This window comes from Thermogemmatispora sp. (assembly GCF_019683755.1).
Classification (GTDB): domain Bacteria; phylum Chloroflexota; class Ktedonobacteria; order Ktedonobacterales; family Ktedonobacteraceae; genus Thermogemmatispora.
In genome coordinates this window covers 17,175-39,844 of sequence record NZ_JADGHT010000006.1, presented here as the reverse complement: position 1 = coordinate 39,844, position 22,670 = coordinate 17,175, and the positions used below count along the sequence as shown (strand labels likewise).

Here is a 22,670-nt window from a genome sequence, read left to right as displayed (position 1 = left end):
GAAAAGAAAAGGGTAGTAAGCAAGGCGAGCGGGCGGGTGGGACTGGCCGGCTACGAGTGCACAGTCCTCATGGAGGTACCTCATGTCTGAGCGTGTCCTGACCATTGCCGACCTCTGTACTGCCATTGCTGAGGGCCGCATCCCTGCCACCGTGAAAGGTTCCGCTTATCATGTCAATGCCTTGGAGGTGCGTCGCTATCTCAATCGTTTGCGCCCGCTTCCTTATATTTCGGTCAGGCGTTCACTTCACTCCTCTCCTGAGTCTGGCTGTCATCGCGCCTCGTAGGAGAGATGCCTCTCTTCACCCCTGAGTCGGCCTGGCGCGCAGAGAAAGCACTCCAGCCAGCCACTGGGCTGACCGGTGAGAAGCGCTGGCGATCCGCTTCACCGCCAGTGACCTGGGATGGGTCAGCAACCGGGCTGCTGGCAGAGTTGCGTTCGCGTCCAGGACGCACTATAATAAGGGCCGGTGAACGGAACGAGGCAGCGGCGCGAGCCTGCTCAGAGTGGTGCCGCTGGTTCACCAGGAACTGAACTGAGCTGAATGCTGAAATCATCCGCTGCGGGTGCGAGCCGGAAGGTCCAGAGATAGCCTGCTCGTCTGGGCTGTCTGCCTCTGACTTGCGCTCGTTGCCGTAGAAAGGCGTTTCATGGAGCCACTGGAGTCTGACTATACACCGTTGCCGAGCCGGCGCCGGCGGGCTGCTGATCCAACACGGCGCTACAACTGGCTCTATCTTTTCCCGGTCGTTGGGATTCTCGTTGTGCTGCTCTTTGCCTCCGCCGGCCTCTTTCAATTCAGCCTGGCCCCCATTGTCGACGGACTGATGGGGTTCCTTATCCTGCTGTTCGCCCTCTTTGTGGTAGCGATCTTCTGGGCCTCGGCGCCCAGGCGCGGCGAGCAGTCTTGACGAGCGCCGCTGGCTGGCGCTCACGCCTGGCTCCTGCTGCCGCTACCACTGCTTGTGGTCAAACAGGAGGCGCAAGAGGGTCACTCTGCTGTTGCTGGCTGGCCTTGAGCTGGCGCCCTGATGGACAAGTCTCTCTCATACGCACTCAGGGCGCTGCCGCTGCCAAACGAGGGCCAATCAGCAAGCAAGCAGTGAAGAGTGACCCTCTCTTTGCTAGCCTGAGATTGGCCTCGCTAATCGCCCCCGCAGCTTGCCCTGGTGACTCCTCAGCCTAAAGGCTGCCAGCCTTCAGCCGGCAAGGGTACCTCTGCCCGCTCGCCCCAGAGCGCCAGCGCGATCAGCTCCGCCGACTCGACCAGCCGTGGCCCTGAGCGGTTCAGATAATGATTGCCATCGATCAGGTAGACGTGCCCCTCTCGCACAGCGCGCAAGGTAGGCCAAGAGGGGTGCTGCTGGAGGAGAGAGGCGTCCTGCCGGGTGCGCTCCACATCGAAGCCACAGGGCGAAAGGATCAGCACCTCGGGATCGGCCTGGCGCAGCTCGTCCCAGCTCACCCACGGCGCGTGCTGCCCGCCGGCGCTCAGAACTGGTTCACCGCCGGCACAGGCAACCAGCTCGGGGGTCCAGTTGCCGGACCCCATCAGCGGGTCAAGCCATTCCAGGATCGCCACGCGTGGTGGTTGCCCACGCTCAGCACTCAGGCGGGCGCAGCGCTGACGCAACTGCTCCAGACGTCGTTGATAGCTAGCGATCAGCGCCTCGGCCTCGGCCTCACGTCCCAGGGCGGCCCCCACCCGTCGCAGATCTTCCCAGACATCACTGAGACGATAGGGGGCCAGGGAAACGATCCGTGGCTGCAGGCCGGTGAGCTGCCGCACCGCCTCACTAACATCGCGCTCGCTGACAGCGCAGACCTCGCATTGGGTCTGCGTCAAAATGACATCCGGTTGCAGCTCCTGGAGGCGGGAGACATCGATCTGATAAATGCTCAGGGCTTGCAGTGCGGCGGCGTTGCCACGCTGACGCGTTCCTGCAAGCTGCCGAACCTGGGCATCGATCCCTGCACTGCTAGTATTGATATCAATGACGGGACGGCTCAAGGCTGGCAGGCGCTGAACCTCGGGCGGATAGTCGCATTCATGGGAGCGCCCCACCAGTTGCTCTGTGCAGCCAAGGGCCGCTACCATCTCTGTAGCGCTGGCGAGCAAGGAAACAATACGCATCGTTGCTCTCTCCCTTCTTCTCTGCCGGCGACAGCGTTGCGTCGCTGCTCCTGGGCGGGCCAATACTCTCTTCTCGTGAGCTTGTCGGCAGGCAGGGACTGCCGACGCCGTCAGATACAACCAGCAGCCCACTGCCACAGGCGGCAGCGGTGCTGTAGGCCTTGCCTCCCTGCGCTCCCTCTATGGTATCACAAGAGCCAAGGAAACGCGGCGCGTGTGCCGCGGACCTCTCTGCGCCCAGGCCCGGCGAAGTCACCATCCCGCCACGGTCGCTCAAATCAAAGCAGAGGGCAGCCGCTCCTACCTAGGCGGCGGAACTGAAGGCTCGCTCACTCGCCAGCTTCAGCCAGCTTCAGCGCCCTGAGCCTGCCAGGTCGATGGCACCAGGACACGCAGGCGCTCGGGAGCGATGCGCGCCGTGATAGGGGTCTTCCCCTTGACCTCGCCGTCAAGCGTCACCTCGCACGGTCCCGCCGGTGTGCTGATCGTAACCCCAACGGCTCGCCAGTGACGCAAGCCGGGAAGAGCTGTCAGCTCCGCGGGATGGCGAGCCGAACCCTCGCCCCTCTCATCCTGCTCGCTCTCGCCGCCGGTGAACAACTGACCGATGGCTCCGGCGATCTCCTTCCAGTCAGGTCCCTGCACGACCACAATATCGAGCAGGTGATCAGTGATGCTCGCACCTGGAATACTCAACTGCAAAGGCCCGCCGAAGATCGGGGCATTGATCACGGCGACCTGGACGACCTGACAGCGTAGCTCTGCTGGCAGCGAAATACTCTCGCAGGATTGTCCGACACCAGAAGGGACAAATAGCCCTTCGAAGCGTAGAACTACCTCGAGTGGCTCGTGCGAGCGCAGTGCTTCGAAGGCCGCCACTGGGTAGGTCATGGCGCCGAAACGCTCCCGCATCTCGCTGCTCGTTGCCAAACGAGCAAATTCAACGTTCAGGCCGATGGTCAGTGTATGACAGAAGTAGTCACCCTCGTGCTCTACAGCCTCAGCCTCAGAGTCAGCAGCGGCTGTTGCTGCCGGGAGGGCCATGCCGACGTCGACCGCCGCCTCATGACCAGCCACGATCACCTCAACGGCAGCGGCCAAGTCCTGGGGAATAGCCAGCGAGCGCGCTGTATCATTGGCCGTACCCAACGGCAGAATGGCCAGCGGCGGCCCCTCTTTGAGAACATGCCTGATTACCCCACCGACCAGACCATCGCCGCCCGCTGCAATGACTAGGTCGAGACCCTGAGCGCGCCAATTGGCTCCCTGCGGGGCTAATTCGTTTAAACTCGTAATTGGCTCGACCTGGACCAGCTCAATACTCGCCTCTTGCAAGAGCTTCAGGGCCTCTTCAAGCTGCGGCGCTCGCCCGGAGTGGGGACTATGGATGACAATGGCTTTGCGTTTACCCGGCATTGGTTCCTCCCGACTGGTGTAAAGTCGCTTCCTGATAGCTTCGCTGAGGAGTATATACCGCCGGTAAACGGCCTGTAAACATGCGTAGATCTGCTGAGTCTCTGCCCCCAGCGTAGGGAGCCTGTCGGCTCGCTCACTGCATTGAAGACCTCCCTTCTCGCTCTGGCACTCGCTACCAGCCAGGAAACTCTCGCTCTTGCAGCCTCGCTATTTTTGCCGGATAATAAGAACATCATTTCAGTTTGGCACCGATGCCCACGCGCGGCGCCCAGAGCCCGGCGCGCCTAGATCGCCTACCCGCCGCCGGGTTGGCACCATCCGCGGCTGCGATTCTTCAGGAGGTTGAGTCACTGTGTCTGAGCATCAACAGACATCCCAGGCGCCCACTTTCTCCCCGTCTCCATTGTCAGCTCCGCTTCGCCTGGTTCCGCTCTCACCCGGCCTGGCCATTGGGCCTGTCTGGCTCTATCGCTCGCCAGCGTTACAAGAGCAGTCCCAACCCCAGTCAACGGTCGCGAGCCGTGAAAGCAGGCTGAAGCCCGACCAAATAGCCGAGGAACAGCAGCGCTTGCGGGCAGCGGTTGAGCAAGCCATGACCGAGCTACAGACCCTGACTGCCCAGGTGGCCCGCACGGTGGGCAAGGAAGAGGCCGCTATTTTTGAGGCCCATCAGCTCATTTTGCAGGACCCCGAGATTCTCGATGCGGCCCTGGAACGCATCAGTCAAGAGGGCCTGCCGGCTGAGCAGGCCTTGCGCGAGGTTGCCGAGGAGAATGCCCAAGTGCTGGCTGCCCTTGATGATGAATTGCTCGCGGCGCGCGCCAGCGACGTGCGCGATGCCACCGGGCGCGTGCTGCGCCTGCTCTCTGGAGCCGGAGCGACCGCCGGCGCTCCCCTGCTACCACAAGCCGAGAGTGTGCACGAACCAGTGATTCTCGTCGCCGATGATCTTACCCCCTCCGATACCGCAACGCTCGATCCGAAGCTAGTAGCTGGTATCTGTACGGTCTTTGGGGGCCCCACAACCCACGCCGCCATTATCGCCCGCTCCTTAGAAATCCCTGCGGTCAGCGGGCTGGCCCCCGAACTCTTTGCCCAACTCACCCCTGGCCAGCGCATCGCTCTCGACGGCGGGAGTGGCCTGCTGTATCTCAACCCGACACCCGAACAAGAGCGTGAACTGAAGCAACATCTTCAAAAACAACACTATGAGCGGGAGCAACGGAGACAGCAACGCGAGCACTGGCGTGGACGTCCGGGGGCCACAGCAGACGGCGTAGCGGTAGCTATCTTTGCGAACGTTGGCGATGAAGAAGGAGCCAGGCAGGCTGCGGCGCTTGGGGCTGAAGGCATTGGCCTGCTGCGCACCGAATTTCTCTTTAGCGGGCGGCCTCAGTTTCCCGATGAACAGGAGCAAGAGGTAGCCTACAGACGTCTCTTCCGTGCCTTTGCGGCTGGGCAGCCAGCGGGCAAGACCATTATTGCCCGCACCCTTGACGCCGGAGCCGACAAGCCTTTCCCGGCTCTGTCAGCCCTCATCGGCTCCTGGCACGAAGCCAATCCGGCCTTGGGTTTGCGTGGGGCGCGCATTCATCTGCTCCATGAGGAGCTGCTCCGTCAGCAGCTTCGAGCTTTGCTGCGTGCTGCCCGGGCCACGGGAGTGACCCTTCACATCATGTTCCCCATGATTGCCGCCGTCGAGGAAGTGCGCCGCCTGCGAGCGGTGACAGAGGCGACACTCGCCGAGCTGGAAGGGCAGGGACTGCACTTCGAAGCGAAACCGGCGGTGGGCATCATGGTCGAAACTCCCGCTGCTGCCTTGATGGCCGATGTCCTGGCGCGTGAGGTGGATTTCTTTAGCATTGGCACCAATGATCTCTATCAATATGTAATGGCGGTCGATCGCACCAATGGACGGGTGGCCTCCCTCTTCGGGCGCCTGGAGCCGGCGGTCTGGCGGGCCATCGCCCAAATTGCGCAGGCCGGTCAGCAGCATGGGCGCCTGGTGGCTGTCTGCGGCGAACTAGCTGGCGACCCCCTGATTGGCCCGCTCCTCGTTGGCCTTGGGGTGCGCGAGCTGAGCATGAACCCGCCGGCCCTCCTGGCCGTTAAGGAGCGGCTTGCACGTCAGCCCCTGGCCTACTGGCAGGCCCAGGCTCAGCGCCTGTTGCAGGCCGAGACCGCCAGCGAGCTGCAGCATATGCTAGAATCTATAGCGTAGGCCGGGCAGGCGGCGATGACAGAAGCCAGGTCAGCAGGGCTTCTGACCCGCCAGTCAAGAGGCGACGGCAGTGAGGCCAGGTCGGCAGACCGACAGAGACTCATCCGCCTGGCCTCTCTCTGTCTGGCCCCTGGCGTGTTGATGGCTGGCCGCTGGAGAGAGGCAGAGCATGAACATGGTTGTCCTGAGCTGCTTGTGATCTGCTAAGCTGTTAGCTGTGCAAAAGGAGTAGATTGGCATGGGTGTCATCCATCGTCTCCAGTCTCAGGAGCATGGAGAGCTACGCTGGGAAGGCGTACCAGTGCGCGCCTATGGGCCGGAGAATAGCCGGGCCAAGGATGCGACGCGCCAGATCCTGATCGGCAACGATGAAGGAGCGCAGAACTTTCATCTGCGCTATTTTGCTGTGCAGCCGGGGGGGCATACCTCGCTAGACCAGCATGCCCATGATCATGGTGTTTATGTGCTACATGGGCGGGCGCGTCTGCGCCTGGGCGACGAGGAGCACGAGGTCCGCGCGGGCGATGCCATCTATATTCCCGGCAACGAGATCCATCAATTCTTTGCTTTGGGCGACGAAGCTTTCGGCTTCCTCTGTGTCGTCCCGGCCAAAAGGTGAGCGGGCGGGGGCAAGCAAGCGCTATGCGTGCTGTTGAGTATCATAGCAATCAAGATGTGCGGGTTGTGGAGCTGCCGCAGCCGACCATCGGACCCGGTGAATTATTAGTGCGGCTCGTGGCCTGCGGCATCTGTGCCAGCGATGTCATGGAGTGGTATATGCGTCCGCGGGCGCCGCTCTATCCAGGTCACGAGCCGGTGGGTATCGTCGAGGCTGTCGGGGAAGGCGTAGAGCGGTTCAAAGTCGGCGATCGCGTTTTTGTACACCATCATGTGCCCTGCATGGTCTGCCACTATTGCCAGCGTGGTGCCTTCTCGCAGTGCCCGACCTTCCGCGCTACTCGCCTTGAGCCTGGCGGCCTAGCCGAGTATATTCGGGTGCCAGCCCCCAACGTCGAGCGCGACGTACTGCTGCTCCCCGCCTCGCTCTCGTTTGAAGCGGCTACCCTGATTGAACCGCTGGCCTGTTGTATTCGTGGTATTGACCGCGCCATGCTGCGCCCTGGTGATCGCGTCCTCATTCTGGGGGCAGGCAGCAATGGCATTCTGCTTGCACAGTTGGCACGGCTGCGAGGGGCGGTGCGTGTCATGATCGTGGACCCCATTGCCTATCGGCGTGAGCGGGCGCTAGAGGCGGGAGCCGACCTCGCTTTTGATCCGCAGGAGGAGCCGCTTCTGCCGCGCGTGCTCGCTGCCAATGAGGGACGCAAGCCCGATGTGGTCATTGTCACGCCGTCAAAAGTCCAGGCCATGCATCAGGGCTTAGAGCTGGTCGGACCGGGGGGCACGGTCCTGTTCTTTGCCCCACCGCCGCCGGAGGAGCAGCTCCCTCTGACGCCAAATGAGCTATTCTTCCGCGAAATCACATTGCGCACCAGCTACTCCGCTGGTCCTTATGAGACGCGCCAGGCGCTCGATCTGTTGGCCTCTGGCCGCATCCGTGCAGAGAGTGTGATCACCCATCGCTTTCCTCTGCACGAGGCGCCGCAAGCCTTTCGCCTGGTAGCCCAGCCGGGCGAAGCGCTCAAGGTGGTGATCATGGCCTCCGCCCCTACCACAGCAGAGGTGAAGAGCGATGTCGGAGCCGAGCGGTAGGAAGCATAGACGTGGCTGCAGCACGCTCCCCATTGCATGGCATTGGCGTCAGCTCAGCCGGTGCAAGGAAGCACTATAATTCTTCACAGGAGAGAGTAGCCGCACAAGGACCAGTGCGCAGACAGGCTTGTGCCGGTATCCCCGGCCTGCGGCTCGCCCTGGCTTGGTCCGTCTACAGACGGCAGAGTCAGCGAAGACGCGAGCATCAGCTTGCCCTGGGGGGGCAGTTGTCCTACAATAGAACAGTATCCGTCGAGTAGCAAGAGAACGATCAACACACATTAGGAAGGCAAGAGGATTGGCTGATGACGACAACTCAGGCACAGACTCAGGTTGAGCAATGGACCAACCTTGCTCAACAGTTGCGCGTAGATAGTATTCGCTGTACCACGGCGGCGGGCTCGGGTCACCCAACTTCATCGCTTTCCGCCGCTGATTTGATGGCAGTTCTGCTGGTCAGCTACCTGCGCTACGATTTCGAGAATCCGCGCCATCCCAACAACGACCACCTGATTTTCTCCAAGGGCCATGCGGCGCCACTGCTCTACGCCATGTACAAGGCAGCAGGCGCCATCACCGATGAGGAATTATTGACTCTGCGCAAGCGTGGTAGCCGCCTGGAGGGCCATCCGACACCGGTCCTTCCCTGGGTCGAGGTGGCGACTGGCTCGCTGGGTCAGGGTTTACCGATCGGAGTCGGCATCGCGCTGGCTGGCAAGTATCTGGATAAGCTACCGTATCGCGTCTGGGTTCTGCTGGGCGATAGCGAGATGGCTGAAGGTTCGATCTGGGAGGCCATCGAGCATGCGGCTCACTATAAACTCGATAACCTGATAGGGATTCTTGACTGCAATCGCCTGGGCCAGCGCGGCGAGACCATGCTTGGCTGGAATACGGCGGCTTATGCTGAGCGGGCTGAGGCCTTCGGTTGGCGGACGCTAGTCATTGATGGGCATAACTACGAGGAGATCGATCGGGCCTATGCTCAGGCTGTGAAGGCCGAGGGAGCGCCAACGCTCATCATCGCTCGCACGCTCAAGGGCAAAGGGGTCTCATTCCTGGAGAACGCCGAGGGCTGGCATGGGAAGGCCCTGAGCAAAGAGCAAGAGGAGAAGGCTCTTGCTGAGCTGCCCCATGTGCGTAGCCAGACCTTTACCGTCCAGAAGCCGGAGCCTCTGCAGCCGGCCAGCGCGGGTGAGCGCAAGCCCCTGGAGCTGCCCCGCTACGCCAATGGTCAGGAGGTGCCGACGCGCAAGGCCTATGGTGATGCTCTCAAAGCTTTGGGGGCCGCCTATCCTGATGTGGTGGCGCTCGATGGCGAGGTCAGCAACTCAACCTATGCCGAGGAGTTCGCTAAGGCTTATCCCGAGCGCTACTTTGAGCAATACATCGCCGAGCAGCAGATGATTGCAACGGCGATCGCCATGAGCGTTTGTCGCCGCATTCCCTTCGCTTCGACCTTTGCAGCTTTCCTGACGCGCGCCTACGACTTTATCCGTATGGGGGCTATCTCTCGGGCCAATATCCGCCTGTGTGGCTCGCACGCCGGTGTTTCGATCGGTGAGGATGGGCCTTCTCAGATGGGTCTGGAAGACCTGGCCATGATGCGTGCTGTCTTCGGCAGCACGGTCCTTTATCCTTGCGATGCCAACCAGACGGCGAAACTGGTGGCTCAAATGGCCGAGCACGGCGGCATCGTCTATCTGCGCACAACGCGCGAGAAGACGCCCGTGATCTATAGCCCCGATGATGAATTCCCCATTGGGGGCAGCAAGGTTCTACGCCGTTCTGAGAACGATCAGGCCACAATCGTGGCGGCGGGTATCACGGTCCATGAGGCCCTGAAGGCTTATGAGTACCTCAAGTCCGAGGGCATCCTGGTGCGCGTGATCGATGCCTACTCGGTGAAACCGATCGATGAGGAGACCCTTTTCCAGGCGGCTGATGAGACCAAGCAGCGCATCGTGACGGTGGAGGATCATTGGCCGGAGGGCGGTCTAGGTGAGGCCGTACTAGAGGCTTTTACGCAGCGCGCTGGTCCCTTGCCGCGTGTAGTCAAACTGGCTGTCCAGGAGATGCCCGGCTCGGCCAAGCCTGCGGAGCAGCTAGAGGAAGCTGGTATCGATGCCCACCATATCGCTCAGGCGGTTAAGGCTCTGATCCATAGCTAGCTATCGCCATCGTTTCATCTGGCTGGCTTGGCAGCAGGCCAGGGCAAGCCAGATTGCTCGTCCGGCTACTGCTTCAGCCAATTGAGGAGCCGGACGAGCAGCTTTGGACTGCACTGCACTGGGCCAGAAGGTTGAGGCATCGGGCGGACCCAAAGGAGGAGGCGCCAGTGAAGGAGAAGTTCACTGGCCCGGAGAGATCCGGTGTTCAGAGAGTGGAGGAGTTATTGCGGCCTCCACGAATGGTGGTGCTGGCAGTGCTCTTCGATTGGAGCCTGCTGGTGCAACTTCTGACGATGCCGCTCCTGGCGCGCTGGCTGCGGCAACCGCCAGCGTTAAGCCTTCCCTGGCTTTCGCCTGCGCTTAACACCCTGCTCTCTCTGCTCTCGGCCCTACCTTTCGCGCTGCTCTTGGCGCTGTGCGGTGAAGGAATGCGACGGGGTCTGGTCTGGGCGCGCCATGTGCAGGTAGCTCTCAATACGCTGCTTGCCCTGGCCGGGCTGGCCGGGGTCTATACGCTCTGGCTGGATGCGCGTCGCGGTAACTATTGGCCGCTAGTGACGTTGGTGACGCTGGTAGGACTCTCGCCGCTCATTATCTGGGGGTTGCATCAGCCAGCAGCGCGCCAGTGGTTTAATCCCCCTCCTGAGCTGGCCTTGAGAATAAGGCAGCGGCGGGCCAGCGTCCCGCCGTCCTGGTCGTTGCTACTTGCCACGCTGGGGCTGGGTTTGCTGGAAGCGCTGGCGGGACTCTTGCGCTGAACAAGGAGAGAAAGCGAGGGCTAGCTGGCTTGACGGCAAGCCGCTCCGGGCATATCATGAGTCCATATGCTGGCTTCTAGCGTGACAGCAGGGCGGCCGTTATCCCTCTCACTCGCTACCTTGCTATGCCCTAGCGCTTGGAACCAGGCCCAGCCTGCGCGATGGCGACGGCGATAGTGGGGAGGCGTGACCCTCGAAGAAGGTGGAGGGAGAGGACCCAGTCACAATTATCTGCTTGAATGGTGCAGTGAGTGAGTCAGGAGACAGAATCGCTAGAGTGGCGTTCAGTCAAAGAGGCCCTGGCCGGCTTTTCGGCTGAGGCGGTGCGCTCGGCCCTCAGACGCAAGGCGGGGGTTGTAGCCTATACTGATGGTGCCTGTATTAAAAACCCGGGGGGGCCCGCCGGCTGGAGCGCTATCCTGGTACCAGTCGAGCGGCTTGACCAGCCGCTAACCGAAATACCTGCTGAGCGCATTGAGGCCCACGGCCATATTCCTCCCTCGGCGACAACAACCAACAACCGGGCAGAGATTGCGGCCTTGCTGGCTGCCTTAAGCCTGGCCCCGCCAGATCGGCCCCTCAAAATCTGGAGTGACAGCCAATACACGGTCAAAGTGGCGATGGGAGATTACAAGGCTCGCATGAACCCCGATCTTTGGCAATTGTTCCGCTGGCTGGTCAACCATCGCACGGCGCCGTTGTCCTTTGGCTGGGTGCGTGGTCATGCGGGGCAGGTGCTCAACGAGCGCGCCGATGAGCTGGCTGGTCTCGGGGCCTGGCAGGACGATCGTGCCGCTTATGAGCAATGGCTACGCTCGCAGCAGCCCGAGGCGCGCTCTGGGGTGAGAAACATTGAGGCTCGCAGGGGAGAGCTGGAAGCGGCAGACGCGCTGCGACCCTCAGCGGCGGAGCTGGAGCACATGCGTGATCAGGTCCAGGAGCTATTGAGGCTGCTGGAGAGCGGGCGCATTGCCCTGAAAGACAACGAGCGCCAATTTCTGTACAATATGGCTCAGCGCCTACGCTACCCGGACTTCGTCCCAACGGCTGGCCAGCGTAATTGGCTGAAGGGACTCACGGCTCGTGCTCGTCGGACGCTCTGAGGGAGGGGAGAGGTCGCGAGAAGGGTAGCACGCTAAGCGGCTGCATAAAGGCGTTTCTGCTTCTGGCCTTGCTTGTTCTGCTGCTAGGAAGGATGGTATTGTGTGATTGATCGGGAGTTAGTAGAGCGCTTTACGGCCTTGCTAGGACTGGTGAGGCCGCCGGTGGGGTTGGCCTTTGTCAACGAGGTCCCCCCAGGGGTCGAACATACGACGGTTGGTGTTCCTTCGGCCTGCACCTTCTGGCGTCTGGCCGAGCAGAGCGTCTTTTATGCAACCGCAGATGATCACCAGCAGTGTCCCATTGGCATGATCACGATGGGCTTTCTCTCGCCTGCCGCTCTGGACGAACGTGCGCGTTCGCTGGTGCAGACGATGGAGAACATTGGTTACTTCTCGCCCGAGGAGCTGCGCAGTCTGCCAGTGGTGGAGAAGGAGCACAGCGCCATTGTCTATGGACGCCTCGACCGCTTTCCGGTCGAGCCAGATATCGTGCTGGCGCTCTTGGATGCCCGGCAGGCCATGCTGGTGGCTGAAGCTCAGGGCGCGGTCAACTGGCTGCAGGGTGGCCAGCTTGCCTTTGGTCGCCCAACCTGCGGCATCATTCCACGCACGCTGCGTACGGGCCAGCCCTCGCTCAGCTTTGGCTGCGTAGGAGCGCGTACCTATGTAGGCATGGAGCCGTCGCAGATGGTGCTGGCGCTTGTGGGAAGCCACTTCCCTGAGCTGGTCACCCATCTGGAAGGCAGTGTAGCCGCCAATGAGGCTCTAGCGCCCTTCCACGCCCAGCAGAAAGCCAACTGTCCCGCCTAGCCTTGTGGCTGCGCCTTGCGGCGCAAACACAGGCCTTTCTTTCTTTCTTCCTTCTCTCGTTAGCTGGCGCTCCTGCTGCCCAGGGGAGACCACAATCACGAACCTGTCCGGCGCAGAGCGCCAGCGAGTTTCATGCCACCGCAGGCGAGAAAGGACAGGCTGCGATGTCTTCCTTGGTGCCAGATCATATGCGTATACTCTTCAATTGTCGCGTGCCGATGCGCGATGGGGTCAGGCTATCCGCCGATGTCTATCTGCCGGCTCAGGGACAGGGGCCGTGGCCAACTCTTCTCTTGCGCACACCCTATTTAAAGGCCCAGGTCAAGGTTGCTCAACGCGCCTGGGCCTTTGTAAAGCATGGCTATGCTTTCGTGGCGATGGATGTGCGAGGGCGTGGCGACTCGGATGGTGAGTTTGTCCCGTATCGCTGCGAGGGGCCTGATGGCTACGATGCCATCGAATGGTGCGCCGCACAGGAGTGGTGCAACGGCAAGGTAGGGACTCTAGGAGCCTCCTATGCGGGCCGCATTCAATGGCTGGCGGCCCTAGAGCAGCCACCTCACCTGAAGGCGATGGCCGTCCAGGTGACCCCCTCCGACCCCTTTGTGGAGATACCGACTGGCCTTCCCAGCCCGATGCATCTCTGTTGGGAGCATTATGTCAGCGGACGCGTCAATCAGCCAATGGAGCTAGTCGATTGGGAGCAGGTCTACTGGCATCTGCCTCTGCTGACAATGGATGAGAGAGCCGGACGCTTCAATCCCCACTGGCGCGCCCAGATCGCTCATGCCGCGCTTGATGACTATTGGCTTCCCCTCTGCTATCAGCGCCGCTTCGAAGAGCTGGCCGTGCCAGTTCTCCATATTTCTGGTTGGTACGACGATGAGCAGATCGGTACACCCCTTAACTATCGCGGTATGACAAGAAGGGCCGCCACGCCCGAGGCCCGCGCCAATCAGCGCCTGATTATGGGTCCCTGGGGCCATCAGGTGAACACGAGCCGCACGCTGGGAGAGATCGACTTCGGTCCCCAGGCCCTGATCGATCTTGAGACCGAAGAGCGGCGCTGGTTCGATCGCTTCCTCAAGGGGGAAAACCAGGAGCCTTCACCCGCTCCTGTACGTCTCTTCATCATGGGAGCCAATTGCTGGCGCGATGAGCAGGAATGGCCGCTAGCGCGCACGCGCTGGACACGCTTCTACCTGCACAGCGGCGGCGCCGCCAACAGTCGCTTTGGCGATGGGCACCTCTCCATCGAGCCGCCGACGGGCGAGGAACCGTATGACAGCTACCGCTACGATCCGGCGCGGCCTGTCCCTTTTATCACGGAACCGACCTCGACGCAGATCGGCGGACCCGATGACTACGCCGCTATCCAGCGCCGCGATGACGTCCTCGTCTATGTCACAGAGCCGCTACAGGAGGACCTGGAGGTCACCGGCCCTGTACGCCTCGAGCTGTATGCCTCCTCATCGGCTCCGGATACGGACTTTATGGCCATGCTCCTCGACGTCTGGCCCAATGGCTACCGTCAGCGCCTCTGCGATGGCATGGTACGCGCTCGCTTCCGTGACGGCATGGAGCAGCCTTCGCTCATTGAGCCAGGCCGCATCTACCGCTACGAGATCGACTGCTGGAACACCGCTCAACTCTTCAAAGCGGGCCATCGGATTTGCCTGCAGCTTAGTTCTAGCGCCTTCCCTAAATATGACCGCAATCTCAATACGGGGGCGCCCTTGGGTCTCACCAGCGAGATGCTCGTGGCCGAGCAGCGTATCTATCACGATCGCGCCCATCCCTCGGCGCTGGTTTTGCCGGTCATCCCCTCCTCATCAGAAGCTCCACGGTGAGCGAGCAAGTGAGCAGCACCTTGACAAAGCCTGGCTCGTGCAAGATCATAGAGGGCAAAGATGCCAGGGGAGCTGAGACCAACACCCAGGCCATTGACGAAGGCCGGGTCTGACCACAGGCGCCAACCGGCATCGGATGGTGAGCAGAGATGAAGGGCCAGCCCGCAGCTAATGCTCACCTTGTTATGGGGGAAGAACAGTGACTACGATCAAAAGAGAGCCAGAGGCGCAGAAACAGAGCGTGAGTTTAGAGTCGAAGCAGCAGCCGAGGATCGCTCAGGAGGAGCGAGAGCAAGCACGCAATGAGCGCAATCCGGGCATACCGCTCGACCTGGGCTGGCTGCGCGAAGTACGTATCAACCGCAGTGCCGTTGAGCGGCGAGCTGCCACCCTGCCGACGCGCCGCACTGTCAAACGTGAGTGGCAGGCTGCCTGGCTATTACGCGCCATCACCTGTCTGGATCTGACCACCTTAGCTGGCGACGACACACCCGGCAGCGTACGCCGGCTCTGTGCCAAGGCGCGCCGGCCTGTGCGCAGTGAGCTGCTGGAGGCGCTAGGCGTTCCCGAAGAGCGCATCCAGGTAGCGGCAGTCTGTGTCTACCACAACCTGGTACCGGTAGCCGTGGCTGCCCTGCGCGGCACAGCGATCCCAGTAGCGGCGGTCTCCGCGGGCTTTCCCGCCGGTCAAATTGCCCTAGAGCAGAAACTAGCTGAAATCTCAGCCTCTGTACAGGCTGGAGCCCGTGAAATTGACGTCGTCATCTCGCGTGCTCATGTTCTCACTGGGAACTGGCAGGCTCTCTACGATGAAGTGCGGGCCTTTCGCACCGCCTGCGGCGAGGCGCACATGAAAACCATCCTGGCGACTCATGAGCTGGCTACCCTGCGCAATGTTGGCATGGCCAGCCTGGTCTGTATGATGGCCGGCGCTGACTTCATCAAAACCTCTACTGGTAAGGAGGCGGTGAATGCGACCCTACCGGTCGGCCTGGTCATGGCGCGCGCCATTCGCGACTACTACGAGCGCACTGGCTATCGCGTCGGCTTGAAGCCTGCTGGCGGCATTCGCAGTGCCAAAGCGGCCCTCGACTGGCTCATCCTCATGAAAGAAGAGCTAGGAGATGAGTGGCTCAATAGTCGTCTCTTCCGCATTGGTGCCAGTGGCTTGCTCTCCGACATTGAACGCCAGCTCTCCTACTTTGTCACCGGCCACTACGCCGCGGCTCATTATAATCCTCTGGTCTGAGCGAGTCGTCAGCGAGCGCCGCGGTCGCAGCCTTGTTGTCTTAGCTAACAAAGAACTGACAGCAAACAAACGGGAGCAGGAGAGCTATAGCTTTCGAGGAGCCTGTGACTGCTCTAGCTGATCAGCGTTGTATAGACAACGAGGCGCAGACGTGTCTGATGCTGACTGGCGATCCAGTCGCCGGCGCAGGTGATCAAATTAAGGTAGTGGCCACTCGTATCCGCAAAGATCTGCTGCAGCGGGGCCTGCGCTGGCGGGTAGAAGGCCAGGGCACGCACCCGGAAAGACCACCATTGCCCCTGCGTATCGAGGACCTGGACAAGCGAGCCTGGCTGCAGCTCGCGCAAGCGCCAGAAAACAGCCGGGGCCCCTCCTGGACGGTCGAGGTGACCATCGATAACGGCGCTACCGCGCTCACCGGGGCGCGGGCCGAGCTGATACCAGCCCACAGCGTCCCAGGGCTGACGTGCCGGTACCGCTAGCTCGCCGCTGGTCGTCACCCCTACCGGCTCGATGGCGGCATCGACGCCAATGGCTGGAATGCGCAGATGCAGGGGCTGTCCGGGCGCCTGTCTACTCCCTCTCTGGGGAGAGAGATCAGGTAGCCAGGCCTCTCTGCTCGGCGATGGTTTGCCATCGCGCACCTGAGTGGCCGCCGTCTTGGGCTGGTGACAGCCAGCGATTAACAGCGACCACACTAGCACGACGACGACCCAGCCCAGCACCTTCCAGCTACTTCGTGCCTGCCCTCGCTGAAAGTGCTCTCCTGCTCGCGCTGGCATCCTGAACCTTCTGCCTGGCTTTGCGGCTACTCGCAAACCCACCGCTGAGAACGGTGCTCAGCGGCGACTGCGCAAGACAAAGGCCGATGAAGCGCCGACTACCAGCAACAGGAGTGTCAGGGAGAGGGGCAGGGCCAGCGGTACGCCCCCTTCATTAGCATTAGAAAGAGAGGCGTACGGATCGCTTCCCGTGTCCGGTAAACCGGGAGTACCCGCTACCTGGCGCGTCACCAGCTCCAGTTTCGGTAGTCCGGCTGGGAGGCCAATGCTGAAAATACTTGTAATCTGATTCGCTGGAACCTCTAGTGTCACCTGCTGAGAGATGTCCTTCTGAGTCAAATCCACATCAAAAGTATAGCGACCTGGGGTCAGCAGTGTATAATTACTGGCCTGCAGATAGCCCAGATCTCTAATCAGAGGAGCCCCGTTGACTAACAAGGTTGCCGGTCCACTTGCGGGAGAAAGATGATAGAAGCGTAGCTTCGCCTTGCCAGTCACCAGACTATTATCCTCCTTAAAAACCACTAGCGACAAGCCGGTGGCCTGGAGGCCGATGGCTGCCACCGTATAGGCAAAGCCTGGCTCTACCGAGAGTGTCTGCGTAATCACCGCGGCATTGGCTCCCTTACCGATTACGGCCACCTGTACCTTATGTGGCCCCGGTGGAATAGCCAGGTAGTCGGTTACCGTGCCAAACTGGAAATTGCTCAGAGCACGTTGCCCGTCGAGGAAAATGTCAGCCACCCCGATATCGGGTGAAGCGTGCATAATCCGCACGAAAGCTGAGGGAGCAGCCTCGGCCTTCGCGTTGGCGCCGGGGCCTGGCATCCACCCCAGTGAAATAAGCCAGAACACCATAAACATGAGCGGCAGAAAACTGCCCGGCTGGAGGTAGCGATGCGCGCTATTTCTCATGGACACTCCTCCTAGATCAACCTCTCCCAGCTTTTCTTTGGAAAGACTGGAGACGCTTTCCGCTGTTAGAACGAACAAAGATAGTTAAAGGTAAGACAAAGTAGTGACAGCAGTCAGTCTGGCTGGTATCTCTCCTGTCCAGAGCGTGGTACCGGACGGCTAGGCTCCCACGCAGCGAGCAGGAGAAGAGACTAACCCCCTCTTGTGGAAATGAGCAAGCTGACGGAGCAAAAGAGGAGAGCCTGTCATCGCGACAATGATCAGCTTATCAATCAAGCTGTCGCACCACTCATCTCACCGTGCTGACATCGGTATATGAACGCTGATGAGCTGGTCACTTGCATAACTCTTGTTGATCTATCGATCAGCCCGTATAATGAAGCAAGTATCGTCTACAAGCGTGTCGATAAGCTGGAGTCTGCGATGCAGAGAACACAGGCCAGGCTGAGGACGGGGTCGATTATTAAAGATCCCGCTCAGACCCGCTATCGTGTCGAAGCCTGCTTGGGGACAGGGGGATTCGGATCAGTCTACCTGGTGACGGAACTGCGAGGCTCCGGCAGGCTCTTTGCCCTCAAGGAGGTTATCACGACCACTGAGCGCGAGCGGCGCAGCCTGGCACTGGAGGCGAACCTGCTCATGCGCCTGCAGCACCCGGCCTTACCGCGTGTCTACCGCTTCTTTGAAGATGTGCGCACCCAGCGTAGTTATCTCGTGATGGATTATATCCGCGGTGCCAATCTAGAGGAGCTGCGGCGCCTCACCCCTGGCTGGCGTATTCCTCTGGTGCACTTGTTGACGACGCTAGAGCCGGTGGTCGACGCGCTTGATTATTTGCACAGCCAGCAGCCGCCAGTTATCCATCGCGATGTCAAGCCTTCGAACATCATTGTGCCTGCGGCTGGGCGTGGTGCCGTACTGGTTGATTTTGGCCTGGCCAAGCTCTATATCCCCGATGGTATGACGACAACGCTCCGTCAGGGAACGCCAGGCTTCGCGGCGCCTGAGCAGTACGGAGGGCACGGTCGTAGCGATGTACGCACCGATGTCTATGGCCTGGGGGCCACGCTCTACACGCTACTGACAGGTCACCTGCCCTGCGACGCCTTTGAACGCGTGCTACTGCTTCAGAACGGGGCTGAGCGTGATCCACTCAGGCCCGCCCATGAGCTGGTGCCCGAGCTGCCGGAGGCCGTCAGTGAGGATCTGCAGCGGGCAATGGCTATCAATAGTCAAGAGCGCTTTGCTGGGGTGCGCGAGTTCTGGCGCTCTCTCGTGAGCCATGCCCAGGCCGAGCCAGCAGAGAGGACCGCTGGCCGCCAGGAAGCCACACCAGCGCTGGAAGTCATGGCCGCCTCAACCGAGTTGTTCTCGGAACGTAAGGCCCTGACAAGCCGTCAGCCACGCCGACAGCGCCGCCTGGTGCTCATCAGTCTGGTGCTGGCTCTGCTCCTGGCATTGGTGGCAGGTGCCTTAACGCTGGGACTGAGCAGCCCGCTACGCTCGCTGCTCAGCCGCTCTTCTTCTGTTACCTCTGTCTCGCCAGCTCATGCCACAGCTAGCGTTCCTGGGCAGGTGCCGCTGGCAGGTGCAGCCTATCCCTATCCGGCCCTTTTTGCCGACTATGTCGGCACTGTTCAGGATCTGCTGACAAATACACGCACCCCTCTGGCGCTGACGCGCGTTCAGCAGCATCAGGAACGCTTCTCGGGCTTCTTTAGTGGACTGGGCCAAAGTGGCCCTTGCACGGGGACGCTGGACCTCCGAGGATCGATTCATTTTACGGTCCCTATCTATGGAGGAAAGGCTGCTCTGGTCTTTGAGGGCGTGATCAAGGTGGGCAGTCAGATGGCCGGTAGCTTCGAGGTGCACGATGAGAATGGCCATTTTACTGGCGAAAGCGGCCTGTGGACGCTCTCACCCGGCTTTCCTCATAACGAGTAGAGGAGAGGCTAGTAAGCTGCTTGCCTGTTTGTCCGCTCGTTAATTGCTGATTAGTGCAGGGCACTGCGCCGACCTCTGGCGTCGTATAGTCTAGAGACTGGCCAGCCAAGCTCATTGACTGGGCTAAGTAATGGGCTGTGAGAGCTGGCCACAGGCCTGGCGGCCGTTTGCCGTGCTGGGATGCCTGGCCAGAGGGCCGCCTCCGGTGCGCAGCCGAGGGGAGAACGTGTGAAGCAAGGAGCGGAGTGGTCTAGCGAGCAGCTTGAAAGGCTGAGGGCTTGCCGCCGAGGAGCCAACTGGGATACAATAGCCCTTGCCAGCGGGCCTGGCTTATGATCCGCTCGCTGGCTCGCTGGCAAGACGTTCGGGGGGCGTATCACTGCTATGAGCGTGTTAGAGTTGTTCGAATCGATGGAATATGGGCCGGCTCTCGAAGCGGCGGAGCCGGCGCTGCAATGGCTGGCTCAGCGCCAACCTTTTGATCTCTTCATCAACAACCGCCGCGTGAAGCCCGCCAGCGGTCAGTATCTGGAGACGATCAACCCAGCCACAGGCAAAGTACTGGCAAAGGTAGCGGCGGGCAGCGCTGCCGATGTCGATGCAGCCGTGGCGGCGGCACGGCGCGCTTTCCCAAGCTGGAGTAAAACACCGGGTCACGTGCGTGCACGTTATCTCTATGCCATTGCCCGCCACATCCAGAAGCATGCGCGTCTGCTTGCCGTGCTGGAGACCCTCGATAATGGGAAACCTATCCGAGAGACGCGCGACATCGATATTCCGCTGGTTGCGCGCCACTTCTACTATCATGCCGGCTGGGCCCAGCTCATGGAGAGCGAGCTGGCCGGCTACGAGCCGCTTGGCGTCGTGGGGCAGATCATTCCCTGGAATTTCCCCCTGCTGATGCTCGCCTGGAAAGTGGCCCCGGCCCTGGCGATGGGCAACACAGTCGTCCTCAAGCCAGCTCGTTACACCCCCCTGACGGCCATGAAGTTTGCCGAGATCGTCGAAGAGGTTGGCCTCCCGCCGGGAGTTGTCAATATTGTCACCGGCGAGGCTGGTCAGGTTGGTGAGGCCCTGGTACGTCATCCCGACGTCAACAAGATCGCCTTCACCGGATCGACCGAAGTGGGCCGTGCCATTCGCCGCGCCACTGCCGGCTCCGGCAAGCGTCTCTCGCTAGAGCTGGGCGGTAAATCGCCCTTCATCGTTTTTGACGATGCCGACCTGGATAGCGTCGTCGAAGGGGTTGTCGACGCCATCTGGTTTAATCAGGGCCAGGTCTGCTGTGCCGGCTCGCGCCTCCTTGTCCAAGAAAACATTGCCGAGCGTCTGATTGCTAAAGTGCAAGCGCGCATGGAGAAGCTGCGCGTTGGTGACCCGCTCGACAAGGCGGTTGACATCGGAGCCATCGTCTCGGAGACCCAGCTCCGCGAGATTCAGCGCCTGGTCGAGCGCGGCGTTGAGGAAGGAGCCCAGCTCTGGCAACCGGCAACAGCGGCCTGTCCGCGCGAGGGCTATTTCTTCCCCCCGACGCTCTTCACCAACGTAGCTCCGGCCATGACCATCGCCCAAGTTGAGATCTTTGGTCCCGTGCTTGTCGCCATGACCTTCCGCACGCCGGACGAGGCGGTCACCCTAGCCAACAATACGCGCTATGGTCTGGCAGCCAGCGTCTGGAGCGAGAATATCAATTTGGCCCTTGATGTAGCCGCACGTCTGCAGGCCGGCACTGTCTGGATCAATGCGACCAACCTCTTTGACGCCGCCTGTGGCTTCGGAGGCTATCGCGAAAGCGGCTTTGGGCGCGAGGGTGGCAAAGAGGGCCTCTACGAGTACGTACGTCCCCGTTGGGAGGGCGCGGCGGCTCGCTCGGGGCGTCGGCGTGGGCTGGCCGAAGCCTCAGCGGGCGGCGAAAGCAAGGCCCATAGCGGCAATGGCCATGCCGAGCATGGGAGCAATGGCGTGGCTCTGGCCGGCAGCGAGGTCTTTGCTGATCTGGCGGGGCGCATCCCGCCGATCGATCGCACCCCCAAGCTGTTCATCGCCGGCAAGCAGGTCCGCCCGGACAGCGGCTATAGCCTGCCGGTCCGTGATCCCCAGGGCACAATCATTGGCCAGGTCGGCGCCGGTAACCGCAAGGATATCCGCAATGCCGTTGAGGCGGCTCACAGCGCGCGCGCCTGGCGCGAGGCCTCTCCCCACCAGCGGGCTCAGGTCCTCTTCTATATTGGCGAGAACCTGGCCGCCCGCGAACAAGAGTTTGCCCTGCGCCTGGTTCAGCAGACAGGTCGCGCCTACGCTGAGGCCGCGGCGGAGGTCCAGGCTGCCATTGCCCGTCTCTTCAGCTACGCCGCCTGGTGCGATAAATTCGAGGGCAGCATTCACCGTCCGCCCCTGCGCGGCATGGTGCTGGCGGTGCGCGAGCCGGTGGGCGTCATCGGCGTTGCCTGCCCCGATGAGTTCCCGCTGCTGGGCTTCCTCTCCCTCGTGGCCCCAGCCCTGGCAATGGGCAATACGCTGGTGGTCATCCCGTCGCCGCAGGCCCCACTGAGCGCCACCGACTGCTACCAGGTCTTTGAAACCTCCGACGTACCTGCCGGAGCCGTCAATATCGTCACCGGCGAGCGCGAGCCGCTCATTCAGGTGCTGGCCGAGCATGAGGATGTTGAGGCGGTCTGGTACTTCGGTAGCGCCGAAGGGAGCAAGCGCGTCGAGCTGGCCGCCGCCAGCAATATGAAGCGCACCTGGGTGAACTATGGCCATCCGCGCGACTGGCTTGATCCCGTCCAGGGTGAAGGTGAGGAGTTTCTGCGCGAGGCAACCCAGGTCAAAAATATCTGGGTGCCCTACGGCGAGTAGCCTTTCTCCCCCTCGCCTGGCGAGGTTTCTCCCTTGACAAAGATACATACATGTGGTATGTATGTATTCAGAAAGAGAGGGCAGCCAGCAATGAGGAGAACCCAGGAAGCAGCGGCCCGGACACGTGAGCAGTTACTGCAGGCGGCCCTGCAGTGTTTTCTGGAGCATGGCTATGCCGCCACCACGCTGGAGGAAATTGCACGCCGGGCGGGAACAACGCGGGGGGCCATTCAGTGGCATTTTGGCAGCAAGGCTGATCTTTTCAATACCCTGGTACGTGAGCAGTATGAGCGCGCCGCGCGCAAGCTACAGCCGCTCTATCAGCGTGATGGCTCTCCGCTGGAGAAGCTGCGTCAAATTCTCCTGGCCTGGCTGAGCTACCCTGAAGAGGATGCCGACTTTCGCGCCATGCTAGAGCTAACCACCATGCGCACTGGCTTACTGCCCGAGCTGGAGAGCGGCGTCGCTGAGAAGATCCAGGCTGTTCAGGCCGGGATTGGCCACTTTGCCGAGCTGCTCCAACGCGCCCGTGCCGCTGGCGAGATCCGCCCCGAGGTCGTTCCCGAGCAAGCCGCCATAACCGCTTACAGCCTGATCATGGGTCTCAGCAGCCTCTGGCTTCTCAATCCCCGCGCCTTTTCTCTGCGCACCTGCGCCACCGAGGCTGTCGAGATCTTCATTCGTGGCCTGTGTGCACCCTAGTCGGCTTTTTTTTAGCTTCCATACATACATTCGGTATGTATAT

Annotated in this window: 18 protein-coding genes; 14 read left to right on the top strand and 4 right to left on the bottom strand. The window is 61.2% G+C overall.

The genetic code is table 11. The annotated features are described in order from the left end of the window. The first annotated feature begins 82 nt into the window (after positions 1-82). Positions 83-286, top strand: a complete 204-nt coding sequence (locus IRZ24_RS01300) for a hypothetical protein (RefSeq protein ID WP_297159836.1) — start codon at positions 83-85, stop codon at positions 284-286. A gap of 364 nt (positions 287-650) precedes the next feature. Then, complete coding sequence (locus IRZ24_RS01295) at positions 651-911, top strand: hypothetical protein (RefSeq protein ID WP_297159834.1); 261 nt, start codon at positions 651-653, stop codon at positions 909-911. Positions 912-1,177: 266 nt separating this feature from the next. Here IRZ24_RS01295 and IRZ24_RS01290 read toward each other — a convergent pair whose 3' ends face one another. Further along, positions 1,178-2,134: a cobalamin-binding protein gene (locus IRZ24_RS01290; protein ID WP_297159833.1), complete on the bottom strand. Its 957-nt coding sequence runs from the start codon at positions 2,132-2,134 to the stop codon at positions 1,178-1,180. Positions 2,135-2,476: 342 nt separating this feature from the next. Next, the gene (locus IRZ24_RS01285; protein ID WP_297159831.1) at positions 2,477-3,550 is read right to left on the bottom strand and encodes a diacylglycerol kinase family protein; all 1,074 of its coding nucleotides are present in this window, start codon (positions 3,548-3,550) and stop codon (positions 2,477-2,479) included. Positions 3,551-3,902: 352 nt separating this feature from the next. Here IRZ24_RS01285 and ptsP point away from each other — a divergent pair, with 352 nt between their 5' ends. From ptsP to deoC, 9 genes are all read left to right on the top strand, one after another. After that, positions 3,903-5,771, top strand: coding sequence for a phosphoenolpyruvate--protein phosphotransferase (gene ptsP / locus IRZ24_RS01280; RefSeq protein ID WP_297159829.1), 1,869 nt, complete (start codon positions 3,903-3,905; stop codon positions 5,769-5,771). Positions 5,772-6,009: 238 nt separating this feature from the next. After that, positions 6,010-6,390 (top strand): cupin domain-containing protein, encoded by a 381-nt coding sequence (locus IRZ24_RS01275; RefSeq protein WP_297159827.1) that lies wholly within the window; start codon positions 6,010-6,012, stop codon positions 6,388-6,390. Between the two features lie 23 nt (positions 6,391-6,413). Continuing rightward, entirely contained in the window at positions 6,414-7,484 is a 1,071-nt protein-coding gene (locus tag IRZ24_RS01270) for an alcohol dehydrogenase catalytic domain-containing protein (RefSeq protein WP_297159825.1), read from the top strand. Positions 7,485-7,789: 305 nt separating this feature from the next. Next, entirely contained in the window at positions 7,790-9,655 is a 1,866-nt protein-coding gene (locus IRZ24_RS01265) for a transketolase (RefSeq protein ID WP_297159823.1), read from the top strand. Between the two features lie 167 nt (positions 9,656-9,822). After that, positions 9,823-10,413, top strand: a complete 591-nt coding sequence (locus IRZ24_RS01260) for a hypothetical protein (RefSeq protein WP_297159822.1) — start codon at positions 9,823-9,825, stop codon at positions 10,411-10,413. 251 nt (positions 10,414-10,664) lie between these two features. Then, positions 10,665-11,516 carry an RNase H family protein gene (locus tag IRZ24_RS01255; protein WP_297159820.1) on the top strand — a complete coding sequence of 284 codons (852 nt, stop codon included), beginning with the start codon at positions 10,665-10,667 and terminating at the stop codon, positions 11,514-11,516. A gap of 102 nt (positions 11,517-11,618) precedes the next feature. Next, positions 11,619-12,326: a DUF169 domain-containing protein gene (locus IRZ24_RS01250; RefSeq protein ID WP_297159818.1), complete on the top strand. Its 708-nt coding sequence runs from the start codon at positions 11,619-11,621 to the stop codon at positions 12,324-12,326. A gap of 164 nt (positions 12,327-12,490) precedes the next feature. Then, a complete protein-coding gene (locus tag IRZ24_RS01245) occupies positions 12,491-14,176 on the top strand; it encodes a CocE/NonD family hydrolase (protein ID WP_297159816.1) in 1,686 nt (561 codons plus the stop codon). Between the two features lie 271 nt (positions 14,177-14,447). Beyond that, on the top strand, positions 14,448-15,425 hold the full coding sequence (gene deoC, locus IRZ24_RS01240; RefSeq protein ID WP_366914210.1) for a deoxyribose-phosphate aldolase: 978 nt from the start codon (positions 14,448-14,450) through the stop codon (positions 15,423-15,425). Positions 15,426-15,538: 113 nt separating this feature from the next. Here the strand turns inward: deoC and IRZ24_RS01235 are convergent, their stop codons facing one another. Both IRZ24_RS01235 and IRZ24_RS01230 read right to left on the bottom strand, forming a co-directional pair. Next, entirely contained in the window at positions 15,539-16,207 is a 669-nt protein-coding gene (locus IRZ24_RS01235; protein WP_297159813.1) for a class F sortase, read from the bottom strand. A gap of 57 nt (positions 16,208-16,264) precedes the next feature. Then, positions 16,265-17,122, bottom strand: a complete 858-nt coding sequence (locus IRZ24_RS01230; RefSeq protein ID WP_297159812.1) for a DUF4397 domain-containing protein — start codon at positions 17,120-17,122, stop codon at positions 16,265-16,267. 423 nt (positions 17,123-17,545) lie between these two features. Between IRZ24_RS01230 and IRZ24_RS01225 the strand changes: the two genes are divergently transcribed. The 3 genes from IRZ24_RS01225 to IRZ24_RS01215 all read left to right on the top strand — a co-directional run bounded on the left by IRZ24_RS01225 (position 17,546) and on the right by IRZ24_RS01215 (position 22,627). Continuing rightward, on the top strand, positions 17,546-19,066 hold the full coding sequence (locus tag IRZ24_RS01225) for a serine/threonine-protein kinase (protein WP_297159810.1): 1,521 nt from the start codon (positions 17,546-17,548) through the stop codon (positions 19,064-19,066). A gap of 384 nt (positions 19,067-19,450) precedes the next feature. Then, a complete protein-coding gene (locus IRZ24_RS01220) occupies positions 19,451-21,925 on the top strand; it encodes an aldehyde dehydrogenase family protein (RefSeq protein WP_297159808.1) in 2,475 nt (824 codons plus the stop codon). 90 nt (positions 21,926-22,015) lie between these two features. Further along, a complete protein-coding gene (locus tag IRZ24_RS01215; protein WP_297159806.1) occupies positions 22,016-22,627 on the top strand; it encodes a TetR family transcriptional regulator in 612 nt (203 codons plus the stop codon). The last annotated feature ends 43 nt before the right edge of the window (positions 22,628-22,670 follow it).

What these genes read in the sequence shown, in the direction of transcription:
- IRZ24_RS01300 (WP_297159836.1), top strand. Translation starts at nt 83, where the DNA reads ATGTCTGAGCGTGTCCTGACCATTGCCGACCTCTGTACTGCCATTGCT.
- IRZ24_RS01295 (WP_297159834.1), top strand. Translation starts at nt 651, where the DNA reads ATGGAGCCACTGGAGTCTGACTATACACCGTTGCCGAGCCGGCGCCGG.
- IRZ24_RS01290 (WP_297159833.1), bottom strand. Translation starts at nt 2,134, where the DNA reads ATGCGTATTGTTTCCTTGCTCGCCAGCGCTACAGAGATGGTAGCGGCC.
- IRZ24_RS01285 (WP_297159831.1), bottom strand. Translation starts at nt 3,550, where the DNA reads ATGCCGGGTAAACGCAAAGCCATTGTCATCCATAGTCCCCACTCCGGG.
- IRZ24_RS01275 (WP_297159827.1), top strand. Translation starts at nt 6,010, where the DNA reads ATGGGTGTCATCCATCGTCTCCAGTCTCAGGAGCATGGAGAGCTACGC.
- IRZ24_RS01270 (WP_297159825.1), top strand. Translation starts at nt 6,414, where the DNA reads ATGCGTGCTGTTGAGTATCATAGCAATCAAGATGTGCGGGTTGTGGAG.
- IRZ24_RS01265 (WP_297159823.1), top strand. Translation starts at nt 7,790, where the DNA reads ATGACGACAACTCAGGCACAGACTCAGGTTGAGCAATGGACCAACCTT.
- IRZ24_RS01245 (WP_297159816.1), top strand. Translation starts at nt 12,491, where the DNA reads ATGTCTTCCTTGGTGCCAGATCATATGCGTATACTCTTCAATTGTCGC.
- IRZ24_RS01235 (WP_297159813.1), bottom strand. Translation starts at nt 16,207, where the DNA reads ATGCCAGCGCGAGCAGGAGAGCACTTTCAGCGAGGGCAGGCACGAAGT.
- IRZ24_RS01230 (WP_297159812.1), bottom strand. Translation starts at nt 17,122, where the DNA reads ATGAGAAATAGCGCGCATCGCTACCTCCAGCCGGGCAGTTTTCTGCCG.
- IRZ24_RS01225 (WP_297159810.1), top strand. Translation starts at nt 17,546, where the DNA reads ATGCAGAGAACACAGGCCAGGCTGAGGACGGGGTCGATTATTAAAGAT.
- IRZ24_RS01220 (WP_297159808.1), top strand. Translation starts at nt 19,451, where the DNA reads ATGAGCGTGTTAGAGTTGTTCGAATCGATGGAATATGGGCCGGCTCTC.
- IRZ24_RS01215 (WP_297159806.1), top strand. Translation starts at nt 22,016, where the DNA reads ATGAGGAGAACCCAGGAAGCAGCGGCCCGGACACGTGAGCAGTTACTG.